11 protein-coding genes and 1 pseudogene are annotated in these 12791 nt (G+C 56.2%); 2 read left to right on the top strand and 10 right to left on the bottom strand.

Annotated features, from left to right (window positions below):
* Positions 1–116: 116 nt before the first annotated feature.
* From pgm to HBR94_RS12595, 4 genes are all read right to left on the bottom strand, one after another.
* A complete protein-coding gene (gene pgm / locus HBR94_RS12610) occupies positions 117–1763 on the bottom strand; it encodes a phosphoglucomutase (alpha-D-glucose-1,6-bisphosphate-dependent) (protein WP_057444783.1) in 1647 nt (548 codons plus the stop codon).
* 114 nt (positions 1764–1877) lie between these two features.
* Complete coding sequence (locus tag HBR94_RS12605; RefSeq protein ID WP_170044968.1) at positions 1878–3284, bottom strand: PLP-dependent aminotransferase family protein; 1407 nt, start codon at positions 3282–3284, stop codon at positions 1878–1880.
* 37 nt (positions 3285–3321) lie between these two features.
* Positions 3322–4731 (bottom strand): hypothetical protein, encoded by a 1410-nt coding sequence (locus tag HBR94_RS12600; protein WP_170044897.1) that lies wholly within the window; start codon positions 4729–4731, stop codon positions 3322–3324.
* Between the two features lie 701 nt (positions 4732–5432).
* On the bottom strand, positions 5433–6455 hold the full coding sequence (locus HBR94_RS12595; RefSeq protein ID WP_057438444.1) for a zinc-dependent alcohol dehydrogenase family protein: 1023 nt from the start codon (positions 6453–6455) through the stop codon (positions 5433–5435).
* A 247-nt stretch (positions 6456–6702) separates the two neighbouring features.
* On the opposite strand from HBR94_RS12595, the gene HBR94_RS12590 reads away from it, so the two are divergent.
* Positions 6703–7617 (top strand): LysR family transcriptional regulator, encoded by a 915-nt coding sequence (locus HBR94_RS12590; protein WP_057959684.1) that lies wholly within the window; start codon positions 6703–6705, stop codon positions 7615–7617.
* Positions 7618–7962: 345 nt separating this feature from the next.
* Positions 7963–8262 (top strand): His-Xaa-Ser system protein HxsD, encoded by a 300-nt coding sequence (gene hxsD, locus HBR94_RS12585; RefSeq protein ID WP_170044896.1) that lies wholly within the window; start codon positions 7963–7965, stop codon positions 8260–8262.
* Between the two features lie 174 nt (positions 8263–8436).
* Here the strand turns inward: hxsD and HBR94_RS28675 are convergent.
* From HBR94_RS28675 to HBR94_RS12560, 6 genes and pseudogenes are all read right to left on the bottom strand, one after another.
* A pseudogene (locus HBR94_RS28675) lies at positions 8437–8788 on the bottom strand (histone-like nucleoid-structuring protein, MvaT/MvaU family).
* A 62-nt stretch (positions 8789–8850) separates the two neighbouring features.
* Positions 8851–10269, bottom strand: a complete 1419-nt coding sequence (locus HBR94_RS12580; RefSeq protein WP_170044895.1) for a hypothetical protein — start codon at positions 10267–10269, stop codon at positions 8851–8853.
* A 21-nt stretch (positions 10270–10290) separates the two neighbouring features.
* On the bottom strand, positions 10291–10728 hold the full coding sequence (locus HBR94_RS28670; RefSeq protein WP_262383388.1) for a hypothetical protein: 438 nt from the start codon (positions 10726–10728) through the stop codon (positions 10291–10293).
* Positions 10729–10823: 95 nt separating this feature from the next.
* A complete protein-coding gene (locus tag HBR94_RS12570; RefSeq protein WP_170044894.1) occupies positions 10824–11609 on the bottom strand; it encodes an aldo/keto reductase in 786 nt (261 codons plus the stop codon).
* The gene (locus HBR94_RS12565) at positions 11606–12187 is read right to left on the bottom strand and encodes an AAA family ATPase (RefSeq protein ID WP_170044893.1); all 582 of its coding nucleotides are present in this window, start codon (positions 12185–12187) and stop codon (positions 11606–11608) included. The genes HBR94_RS12570 and HBR94_RS12565 overlap by 4 nt, the downstream gene beginning before the upstream one ends.
* Complete coding sequence (locus HBR94_RS12560; RefSeq protein WP_346342843.1) at positions 12184–12654, bottom strand: 3'-5' exonuclease; 471 nt, start codon at positions 12652–12654, stop codon at positions 12184–12186. Before HBR94_RS12560 ends, HBR94_RS12565 begins: the two co-directional genes overlap by 4 nt.
* Positions 12655–12791 lie beyond the last annotated feature (137 nt).

The raw sequence follows: 12791 nt of genomic DNA, 5'->3' as shown, positions 1-12791 counted from the left end.
CAAAAACCAATGTGGGAGCGGGCTTGCCCGCGATGACGATGGGTCAGTCACACATGTATTGACTGATCCACCGCCATCGCGAGCACGCCCGCTCCCACATTTTTTACAACTGTGTGTCAGTTCGGGGTGATGGCGCCATCCACCAACACCTGAGCCTCTTCCACCAGGCGCTTGAGGTGATCTTCGCCAATAAAGCTCTCGGCGTAGATCTTGTAGATATCCTCGGTGCCCGACGGCCGTGCGGCAAACCAGCCGTTTTCGGTCATGACTTTCAGCCCGCCAATCGCCTGGTCATTCCCCGGCGCATGGCTGAGGATTTGCTGGATGCTCTCCCCGGCCAATTGCGTGGACGTGACCTGCTCCGGTGCCAGTTTGCCCAGCAGCGCCTTCTGCGCCGGCGTGGCCTTGGCATCCACCCGGATGGCGAACGGCTCGCCCAGGGCGTCGGTCAGGCCACGGTAGATCTGGCTGGGGTCCTGGCCTTTGCGCGAGGTCATTTCTGCGGCCAGCAAGGCCGGGATCAGACCGTCCTTGTCAGTACTCCACACGCTGCCGTCCTTGCGCAGGAACGAGGCCCCAGCGCTTTCTTCGCCGCCAAAGCCCAGGGAACCGTCGAACAGGCCGTCGGCAAACCATTTGAAGCCTACCGGCACTTCGTACAGGCGGCGGCCGATGCGTGCGGCCACGCGGTCGATCAAACCACTGCTGACCACGGTTTTACCCACGGCAGCATCCGCCCGCCATTGGGGACGGTTCTGGAACAGGTAGTCGATCGACACCGCCAGGTAGTTGTTCGGCGCCAACAGCCCGCCCGACGGAGTGACGATGCCGTGGCGGTCGTGGTCGGGGTCGCAGGCAAAGGCTACATCGAAGCGTTCTTTAAGGCCGATCAGGCCTTGCATCGCGTAGCTGGAGGACGGGTCCATGCGGATCTGGCCATCCCAATCCACGCTCATGAAACGGAAGGTCGGGTCGACTTCGGTATTCACCACGTCCAGGTTCAGACGGTAATGCTCGGCGATGGCCGACCAGTAGCGCACCCCTGCTCCACCCAGTGGGTCCACGCCCAGGCGCAGATCGGCGCTGCGGATGGCGTCCATGTCGATGACATTGACCAGATCGGCCACATAGGTGTTGAGGTAGTCATGGCGATGGGTGGTGTCGGCTTTCAGCGCCTGCGCGTGGGTGATGCGCTTGACCCCGGCCAGCTTGGCCGCCAGCAGTTCGTTGGCCTTGGCCTCGATCCATTTGGTGACGTGGGTATCGGCCGGGCCGCCGTTGGGCGGATTGTACTTGTAGCCGCCGCTCTGGGGCGGGTTATGGGAGGGCGTGATGACAATGCCGTCGGCCAGCCCGCTGGTGCGGCCACGGTTGTAGCAGAGGATGGCGTGGGAAATCGCCGGGGTCGGCGTGTATTCATCGCCTTCGGCGAGCATCACATGCACACCGTTGGCGGCCAGCACTTCCAGGGCGCTGGCGCCGGCCGGCGTGGACAGCGCGTGGGTGTCGAGGCCGACAAACAGCGGGCCATTGATGCCTTGCGCCTCGCGGTACAGGCAAATGGCCTGGCTGATGGCCAATACGTGCCACTCATTGAAGCTCAAGTCAAAAGAACTGCCACGGTGCCCGGAGGTACCAAAAGCCACGCGCTGAGTGGAGATCGCTGCATCGGGCTGGCCGGTGTAATAGGCCGTCACCAGTCGCGGGATGTCCACCAGCAATTGAGCTGGCGCCGGTTTGCCCGCAAAAGGACTGAGAGTCATGCAAAAACCTCTGAAAAGAAGGATTCGGAAAAGGAATGCAGTTTACTGGGTGTTCGACCGCCACGCGACGGTATCTATCCCACAATAATCAGGGATATTTCCCACAAAACCAATTCATCCGTGCTGCCCCTGCTTGAGGGCCTGGGCCAACTCCTCCAACACCAGGTCCAGGCTGTGATGAGTGCTGACCACATGGCTCAAGCGAAAGTGCTGCTGGTACAGGCCCGTCACGCTGAACAACTCGCCCGGGGCGATCACCACCTGGCGCGCCAGCATGTTCTGGAACACCCGGCGCATATCCACGGCCTCGGTCGAACGCAACCAGAAGGTGGCGCCAGCCTGCGGCGCCCGGTACGTCACGCGCTCGCCCAGATGCTGGGCCAGGCGTGCCTGCATCGCGGCAGCGTGTTCCTTGAGCACTATGCGCAAATCATCCAGGTGCTGGTCAAAGCGGCCACTGTGGTAAAGCCGGGCAATCGCACGCTGGCGAATGGACGATAAACGAAACGCACGCAACAGGAACTGACGCTGCAAGGGTGTGCTCAGGTGTCGCGAGAGTAGATAACCATAGGGCGCCTCCGGGCCCATGGCTTTCTCGAAACTGGAAAACACCATCAGCCGCTCGGGGTTCACCAGGTCCCGCAGGTAGCGGGTGCACGCCTCAAACGCCAGCCCGCCATGGGTGTCGTTTTCCAGCAGCCAGCAGTCATATTGCTCCAGTAACCCGGCCACCTGCGCCTGATCCGCCAGACTCAAGGCGTTACCCGTGGCAAGGCCTGGGGTCGAGGACAGCAGCGCCAGTTGCACCCCCTCGGTCCGCAGTTGCTGCTCCAGATACCCAGGATCGAGCCTGCCCTGCTCGTTGCATGGCCACTCGATCACACGCACTCCGGCATCTTGCAACAGGCGCAGGATAAGCCAGTCACACGGCGACTCCACCAACACCGTCGCCCCTTTGAGCGCCAGCACCTCGATCAGAATGGCCAGGACACCTCGCAGGTCCGCGCCGATGTACACGTCATCCGCCTGCCAGCAACGTGTGGGCGAACGGGTATAGCGCGCCGCCAGTGCCGCACGCAGTTCCCAGATACCACACGGCTGGGAATAGGGTTGCAACTGGCGCGGATACTGGCGCACCAGTTCACGCTCCAGTTGCAGCAGCGGCGCGTCCAGGGACAACAGCTGTGCCGGCTCATCGGCACTGAGTACCAACATCCCCGGCCTGCGTGTCCCTACATACAAGCGCTCCAGCAAATCCCCCGTGGTACAGCACGCAGTGCTACCGGCAATGGGCAAGGCGTAGTAGCCGGACTTGGCTACCGAGTACACCCTGCCCTCCTTTTCCAGGAGCGAGTAGGCGTACTGAATGGTGGAAATCGACACATTCAACCGCTCTGCCAGGTGTCGCAAGGACGGCAGCTTGACCCGGCCCTCGGTGCCCACTTCATTGATCAGGTTGATCATGTAGCGATACACCGCCTGATAGGCGAAGTCTGCCTGTTTATCGTCCCTCATGAGGATTCCTGCCCGAGCAACGGCTGCCGTCGCGCAACCACCCTCAGTACCCTGTTACGCCGCACGGTCCTGTGGCCGGCTCCTCGACATTGATACAGGCCGCATTGGCCGCAACATGGGTGCCGTACAAATGCTGCAAAAGCGCCAGGGGCAAACCGCTGGTATCGACAATCCAATGCTGGATCAGCTCTGCCGACGCCTTGCCCTCAAGAGCTTTGTGCAGTTCGGGCAGCGCCACCAGCATGCCGGGATGACAGCGACGCAAGAAGGCTTCCAGCCGCTGTCCTTGCTGGATAAACGGTGAAAACAACAGGCACACCAGTTGGCTCTCCTCCAGGCCAAAGAACTCGCGGGCGTAGGTCGCCGCCAGCATGCGCCCATCCTTGGTGCCGGCTTGGGCAATCAGCAACTCGGGGATTTTTTTACGGCGCATAAAGCCGCTGGCGTGTTCGATAAAGCGCGTGACGCCCTCTCGATAATCAAGGCCCAGCAGCACTTCGGCCTGCAGGCCATGCATATGCGCCATCAGCAAGGGGTTGGCGTAGGCCGGGGTGCTGAACTGAAAGGCGAATTCATCCTGTTTGTAACCCATAAAATCGTAAAGCAGTGCCGTGAAATCCTGCCCGGCCGCGCGTAACAGATCGGCCACGCCGATATAGGTCAGGTGACGATGCACCTCTTTGGAAGCGTTATCCTCCGACGCGTAATGTTCGCCATAGACATCGCGGTAATAGCCGGCGCTGCAATCATCCATCCGGCAAAACAGGGCATTGAGCGCCAGTGGCTGGCCGGCGTGGCCTTTCATGCCTGCAGCGCGGGTGGTCCTGAACAGCCACGCCAGGTATTGGTTCTGCTGGCGCGGCGAATCACTGCTGACCAGGGCGTGCACCCCACCGTCCCATGCCGTGATACGGCGATAGAAATCCCCCAGGGACAAGTATCTGTCGTTGCACACGCTGGCGCGGATATCCCCTGAACGCTTATGCCCGATCATCAACATGTTGCGCCGGCCGATATCCTGGCCCGCTGCTGAAGCGGGGCGCAGGTGGTTAAAGGGCAGAACTTCCTGGTTTTCCACCATCAGCAGCTCGACCCTGGGGTCGTCGTGGAAAAACAACGCGCTGTAGCCCCGATGAATGCTGTCCAGCGCCGCTTGCGTCATGCCGGTATGGCGCAGGGTGGCGACTCGCAATTGAAAACTCCTCGGCGCCCGGCCGGCGATGGTCAATTGGGCGGCGCGCAAGAAGGCCAGTGCGTAACTGCTGCCTTTGCCGCCCCCGTGGGTGACCAGTACTTTGTAGTCGCCGATCTGCTCGATGCCACCTGCCGCTACAATCAACCGCTGAATCAATAACTGAAGTGCGGTGCGCTCCGCTCGCGAGAAGTAGCCCTGCAACCGTTGCAATACCTGCTGGTAAACATAATTCATGGCTTGTTCGTGAATAGCGCTCATAGCTTTACTACCTGAGGTTAACTGTCAGTTCCGAGCAAGCAGTTGCGCGTGCCTGTCCGACCTGCTGTTTGCTTAGAGTTGACGTCTGTTGCGATTAAAGCTGATAGCTAAATGTTAGCACCGCACAACAAAACGCCAGTTGGAACATCCCGACGAAGATGCCACCACCTGCTGAAGAAAGCCCCTACAGCGGCCCAATGACCACCTTAGGAACGGTCTTACAACTTCCTACTAGTCTTTAACTCAAACATTAAAGAATGATCTGACATATGCAGTGCAGGGCAAAGTCGGGATTCAGTTCGCGCGCACTTTAAGCCTCTCTCTACAGGCCAACGTCCTTGAGCCGGTATACAAGACGACTTATTAGTTACAGCGAACCGCTGTTTGGATTTGATTTCTGCAATCATTGCTCAGTCCTTGAGATGAAAGTGACTGGGCAATTATCAGCGCTTGTTTGATGATTAAAAGATACAGACTCGGCGCGAAAACCAGTGCAGTTTGGCGAGCCGGTGTTTACCGCAGTGCCCATGTAAAACGCCGCTGCTCTGGGATTCAGGGCAGCGGCGGCATTAAAGGCAGGTTTTGCAGGGGAAGAATCCCGGCGGCAGATTCAGCAGGCGCGGAGATCCTGTCCTTCTAAATGGCGTATTTGCCCCATGGCAAACACCGGCGAAATGTCCGTTTACGAACATTCCCACAGATCAAACAGCTTCAACCTGCAACGCCACCCGCTCGCGGCATGGGCATTCGTCCATATAGCGATGGGCTTCGACGAACTGGCTGAACGCAAACACCCGGGTCTTGAGCGGCACCAGCATGCCGTCGGCGGTCAACTGGTTGATCTCGCGCAGGGCCCGTTGCAATGCGGCCTGGTCCTGGGCAATGCCCAACTCCGGCTTGCCGGTGAAGTTGCCGATGCAGTGCACAAAGAACTGGATGTTTTTCTGGAACGCGGCACAGGCCGGGAACGGGGTCTGGTTGCCACCTTGCAGGCCATACAACACCAGACTGCCACGGGGTGCGAGAACATCGCCCAACAGTGACATCTGGGGGCCACCGAGGCCGTCGAACACCACATCCACACCGCGTCCATCGGTGAACTTGTTGATTTGCATCAGCAAGTCCTGCTCTTCAGTGACGATGACCTTTTCCGCGCCCAGGGACAGCAGGTATTCACGCTCGTCCGGCGACTTGGTGGCGGCAATCACCCGCGCCCCCAGGGCCTTGCCCAATTGTACGAACGAAGGCCCGGCACAATGGCTGGCATCCGTGACCAGGGCGAATTGCCCGGGCTTGACCCGCGCCAGGTCGACATAGGCAAAGTAGGCAATCAACAACGGCGTGTAATGCACGCTGGCCTGCACCGGGCTCAAGACATCCGGGTAACGGGTCAGGGCTGAACGGGGCAGGACAATCAGTTCGCCGTACACTGGATAGTCATTCGGGCTTTCGGCCGGAAAACTGGCAACCTTGTCGCCAATGGCCAGGTCTTCAACGCCCTCGCCCACAGCCACCACCACACCGGCCATTTCATGGCCAAGGCCCGACGGCAAGCGCGCATGGGAAGACGCCAGGTTCTGCCGCCAGAGAATGTCGTACCAGCTGATGCCAATCGCTTCGACACGCACCTGCACTTCGCCCGGTGCGGGCAACGTGGCTTCATGCTCTTCGCACTTGAGCACCTCGGCCGGACCAAACTTGTGAAAACGGATCGTGCGGGACATCGCAAACCTCGCCAAAGTAACCTCTAATGCCATGAACTTTATCTGGGCTTTCGGGGCAAGGCCACCAGTCGCCATTAATAGTCGTCATGTCTGTCATTGATTCCGCCCCTTCGGAAAATACCCCAGGCAGCGTAGGAAATCTGAATTAGCCGGTGCAGAGTACCAGCCTTTCCCCGTAAGATTCATGCCGGCCATTGTTATCATGTGGCCGCTCACGTCAAGTTCGCTGAATCTGCCAGGACACAAGATGAACCGTAACGACCTGCGTCGTGTCGACCTGAACCTGTTGATCGTATTCGAAACCTTGATGCATGAGCGCAGTGTGACCCGCGCTGCCGAGAAGTTGTTCCTCGGCCAGCCGGCCATCAGCGCCGCCTTGTCGCGCCTGCGCGGGTTGTTCGATGATCCGCTGTTCGTGCGCACCGGGCGCAGCATGGAACCCTCGGCCCGGGCGGTGGAGATTTTCGCCCTGCTCTCGCCGGCCCTGGATTCGATTTCCACCGCCGTCAGCCGCGCCGCCGAATTCGATCCGGCCACCAGCACCGCAGTGTTTCGCATCGGCCTGTCGGACGATGTAGAGTTCGCCTTGCTGCCACCCCTGCTCAAGCGCCTGCGCGCCGAAGCGCCGGGCATTGTGCTGGTGATCCGCCGCGTCAATTACATCCTGATGCCAGGCCTGCTGGCTTCCGGGGAAATCTCCATCGGCGTCAGCTACACCGCCGACCTGCCGGCCAACGCCAAGCGCAAGCTGCTGCGCCGCAGCCTGCCCAAACTGCTGCGCGCCGACAGCGTGCCCGGCTCCCTGAGCCTGGACGACTTCTGCGCCCGCCCCCACGCCCTGGTCTCGTTTGCCGGCGACCTCAGCGGGTTTATTGATGAAGAGTTGGAAAAACTCGATCGCAAGCGCCATGTGGTGCTGGCCGTCCCGCAATTCAACGGCCTGGGCACCCTGCTGGCGGGCACCGACATCCTCGCAACCGTGCCCGACTACACCGCCGAAGCCCTGACCGCCGCAGGCGGCCTGCGGGCTGAAGACCCGCCGTTGCCGGTGCGCAGTTTTGAATTGCATATGGCGTGGCGTGGTTCACAGGACAATGATCCGGGGGAGCGCTGGTTGCGGTCGCGGATACAGATGTTTTTTGGGGATCCTGAGAGTCTTTAGGCGTTGTCGGGCAGGCTGTTTAGCTGATCATTTCTGGCTTTTCATAGGCCATGGAGATCCATTCACTTCCAGTGGATTGCTACATTGGGGGCACATCGAGGGCATGCTTTGGGTGGTTTGAAAAGGATGCCCCCAGCCTGAGGCCAAGCAGGCTATTGATGAGGATGGGTGCACTGAGGGAGCTATGAATCCTCGACCCTACCCCGTATCAATTACCGAGCCGTAGTGAGCGCACCACCCACCACGCTCGACAAATGCGTGCGAATGTAAAAAAATATGATGGCACAATGCCTTGGCAACCGGCAAAATCCACACGTTCCCAACGGATTTGAAGGACCGGTTCCGATGACATGGCCAGTCACGCTGAAACTCGACAGCTCAGCCTACCCGCTGAGCGTGGTGCAACGCGCCGCTTATTCCTTGGCCAACACTGTCGCGATCCAGGTCGGTATTGTAACCAATCAGATAAGCCTCACGGCCCACCCCGCTGAAGCGAGGCTAACGCTTTCCCCGGAACAGGCTCACTCGCTGATCCTTCAGCATCTGAACGACTTCGCCCTATGCGACCATATCAACCGCGAAACAGCAGGGCTGCGCAAAGTCTTGGCCCGAACCGCGCTCGCTGGATGTGGGATTTCCCAGTGACACTAATTGCGACAGACGCCAAGCACTACCGCTTGTTGCCTTTTCGATCATGTGGCCTACAACCTTCACCAGATCTTGGAGGAGCGTTGGTCGTTTCATCGAGTTTTATTCGGCGTGACAAGGCTGAAGACTACATGCAACGCGGACAATTCGACGCAGTCGCCAAGCCATCGATTACTGCACCCTGCTCTCAAAGGTGTCCGATCCGTGCTCCTGATTCCACTGCTTAAGGATCTTGTGGTTGGCAGCCTGGGTTCCGCGACTTCACCGCTGTGCGTGTTCTTGTAACGCTTCACCTCGCGAGGCTTGCTCTGGGTGTTGAGGGGCGCGCTGGTGGAGGTCACGGTCAGACCTTTGGACGGATCCAAGATGGTGCTCACTTGACGCAAGCTCATACCGTACTCCTCCGGTTCGCCTTGAGTTTTTGTTCAATCTCTATTTCCTACTCCAAGCCGGAGTCGTTCTTCATCGCATCCAGTTGTCGCAGCTGCGCTTCCAGCACTTTAAACTCTGCAAGTTTCGACATAGACACCCTAACAATAAGGCTACTCTGGCAAAAACAACCGAAACGCATCGGGTCGTCGAGAGCTACTCTGCTTCGCTACATTTACCCGACGAACCGTCGCATTCATTAGAGTTAGGCGTTTTACTTTCCTTATATTTATCTATGAATTTCTTACTTTCCGCCCCCCAGTCATTTTTATGCAAGAACCAATCATCCGAGAGCGCACTATGAGTGAGATTCCGCATAGCCCTATCGAAATCGGAGAACAGATCATCGACGACATTCAATGGCAGTTCAACTCTAACCAGATGAGAGCTGGTCGCAGTTACTTTGGCATCACTGAACAATTCCTCAATTCTAGGCCTCGAGAGAGCTATTGTAGTTTCCTGTTCAAGAGGCGAAAGTTTGATTAATTCATTCAAATCTTCCTTAAGAATTGAAAGCGACCACTCCAACGAACGCACCAAATGCGATAGATGTTTACTCTCAATTTCTTCCGAAGTAACTAAAGGCAAATCTTCACCTTCCGTGCCGCTCGCAAGCTCCTTTCGATATCGCAACAATGATTCAATAGCCTGCAATACCCCAACGACCTGTGAAATCATGGATGAAACAGAACCATACAATATAGTAATTGGCATATTGTATTGAGAGTTACCAATACCTTTTTCGAGTGAAACTTGAGAGCTCGACACTTTATGATAATATGAGCCTGCCCCATAAACATCCTGAGACCAACTGTATCGTCCTTGTAGCTTAGCTAGCACTTGTGGGTAGACCGTACTCCACACACCGCTAACTGACGGGCCTCTATCTTCCGTCCATAAATTACTCAAAGGAATGGTGGTACATCTTTGACTTGCTACTAAAGCATCAATTTTTCGCTTATATTCTCCCTGAATCCTTTTTCCGCCCTCATCTATTAGCAATATTAGATGACATTCATTCAATCCTTCAGCTTCAAGCGCATCGAGAATTTCAACCACAGCTCGACCAGAGATCACGGTATCAATAAAAATAAACTTGCTAGACGGAAGATTTCTAGGCAAAACAGACGTCAACTCTTTCTTCTGTAAGTGCTCAACAATTTTTTGATAAAAAATGAGATGCGGATCTCTTCCGTCACGTCGAACAAGAGCTGAAAGCACCTTTACCCAGAACGTACGAATACCCTTTGAGGTCTGCTTCTCCTCGTCAGGATCAGCCGAAAATGGCAGCATCGTTACCGCATGCATAGGAGACCCTAGCATTTCTATTTTAGATAGAAACCGGTCCTCTGATGATTGAAGATTTCTTATTTCGTAATGCCAGGCATGTTGAGCAGCGCGAAATAGAGGAACTGCTCCACGACTTGGAATTACAATTGAGTCATACCCATCCAAAAAAAGCACCCTCAAATAATAAGCAAGGTCCTTAGCCGCTCGGCCATACTCAATAATATTCTCAGCAGTAAAAACATGCTCCCAGTAGTGATTGGAGATTGACAAATTATCCTTACTCACTCGAACCTCCTTGATCCAAGATCATAATCTGCTCAAAGCATTTAATATAATAGCCGAATTAAACTTCGAAACCGCCACCACCCTAACACCAACACTTCCAAGTTCTAAACCTACACATTCCAAAGCAAGAGCTAACGACCTTTTGGTGCCGATCCGATTTTGAACCCGGCTACCAGAATTCATTGATCCCTCCGAGCTCTCGAAAAATGATGGTCTTGGATTCATAGCTCTGTTGATGAAAAGGATGAGATGGTTCCCGACTTGATGCTGGTTTGGCATTTGTGCCAAAGCGTTGAACAAGCGCTTCCACTTGGTGTAGTTGGCGTCGGCGTCCGGAACGCGAATGTCTTGGAGGAGATATCCAATTTGAGTGCCCCTCAAGCCACGTTCCGTATCAGCCAGAACACGACATGCAGCTTCTAGGTGTTGCGAACTAAAAGGTGGGATGCGGGTACTCAAAGCCAATCTCCATCGGTAAACACTAGAGTGCCACTCGAGCAGCTGGGAAAAATAGCCCATAGGCCAATGTGTCGAATGAGAGAGCGCACGAGGTGCTAACCCTCAATATCCGATCTGAGGTTTTCCTCCAGATGCTCAACTCTGGATGTGCCCGGGATTGGGAACATGACCGTCGAGTAATTCAGAAGCCATTTCAAGGCATGGGCTGCCGAAGCGGATTGGTTTCGAACCTCACCGGATGAAAAATACCTTCCGGCGCTCAGAGGCGCGTAGGGAATGAACGCTATTTCGTTCTGCTCACACCAGCGGATCACATCCTCGGACTGGTAATCCAGGATACTAAATTGATTCTGAACCGCAACGATGGGTGCAATCGTAATCGCCTGCGTGAGTTGAAGAATATCGACTTTCGACAAGCCTAGGCATTTGATCTTCCCTTCTTGACGCATCTTCTCAAGCTCCCCAACCTGGTCAGCCAAAGGGACATTTGGATCGACACGGTGCAAGTAATACAGATCTATCGCTTCGACGTTGAGCTGCCTGAGGCTCATCTCAACGCACTGACGCAAATACGCTGGAACGCCACATGGCGTCCACTTGCCAGGGCCTTGGCGGGTGAAGCCACCTTTAGTCGCAATGATCAGGTCGTCGGCATAGGGAAATAACGCTTTACGAATTAGCTCCTCGGCCACATTTGGCCCATACGCGTCAGCGGTATCGATGTGCTGCACGCCCAACTCCACCGCTTTACGCAGGAGCTGAACAGCATCAGCTTCTGAAGCTGGTGGGCCCCAGATGCCCGGCCCCGTGAGCCTCATGGTACCAAGCCCGAGGCGCCTAACCTGCTTTCCTGCCAAGAGTCCCGTACGGGCGGCGGTCATAAGTGCTCCAATTTTTGAAGGATTTGAGTGTGTAAGCTATCGAGAAGAGCATCCCGTACGTCAGGAACAAGCATCTGATGCTGGATCCCGAAGTCGCTCAAAATCTGGTGCAAATGGCTGTCGACGGACGCCCTGAAAGGCAAGTTGGTATCACGTCCTGGGCCAAGAGCAATGGAGCTATCAAGCCTGGTCGCAACGATCGTCGTGTAGCCAGGAAGCTGGCTGGTGATTAATGACCTGACCGCATCTACCTGATGCATCGGTGCAGGTGTACCCCGATGCTCGACTGCGGCATTCCAATACGCCACGGCATCGATGATCGGTCGATCAACCAATATCACCTCGGCAGCGTCAGCCGCTGCTCGTTGCGCCTCGAGCGTACGGTCGATAAACCACATCGTGGAGTCGTAGGTATGCTGAGTGAGCAGCGGGATACCTTGCTGTACCGCCAGCTTCCCGAAAGATGGAATGGTCGCAACGCAGATGCCTTTGCACTCAAGTGAAGCTTTGAGCGCTTCACAGAAGGTGGACTTTCCCGTGGAGTGCGTTCCAGTGACACCTAAAAAAACAGATTTCACCACAGGCTTCCTTGCTCCGGGGGAGGCGACTGCTCGTAAGGTTGCGTTTTGAGCTGCGCAATTTTGCAGATTTCCTGCCAAGTGCTGGCAGATGACTTTTCGATGAGATGATCAAGCAATAACGCCGTTGCATAAGCATCATCGGCTGCTCGGTGGAGCTGGTCGGCGACCTTATCGCGCAGCCCTGTGTCAATGAGCAATGATTCAAACCGATGGCTTTTGGCGTTAGGGTAAACGTGACGAGCAAGTTTCAACGTGTCGATGACTCCCACCGGCGACCATTCGGGCAAGTGACGCTTCATCACGCCATAGTCGACCGACGCATTGTGCGCGACGAACCATCGGTTCTGCAGGTGCTGTTCGACGTCGTCCATGATCTCAGCCCAGGATTGGCAACTTTCCAGCTCCGCATTTTTAATACCGTGGATTCGCTGGGCCAGCCAAGTGATCCGGTTGACGGGTTTGATTAACCAAGACTGTTGCCGCTGACCGAAAACTGACCCAGTAGAGGCTGTTCTGCCGACTGAAAACTGACCCAGGTGTTCAACTGCTTCTGCTCAATTTTTGAGCAGGAGAACACAGGGTGATCAGTATGGAAATGATG

This window comes from Pseudomonas sp. WS 5412 (genome assembly GCF_012985615.1).
Lineage (GTDB): Bacteria > Pseudomonadota > Gammaproteobacteria > Pseudomonadales > Pseudomonadaceae > Aquipseudomonas > Aquipseudomonas shahriarae.
The sequence above is the reverse complement of the archived record's forward strand: the minus strand, read 5'-3'. Positions and strand labels throughout refer to the sequence as shown.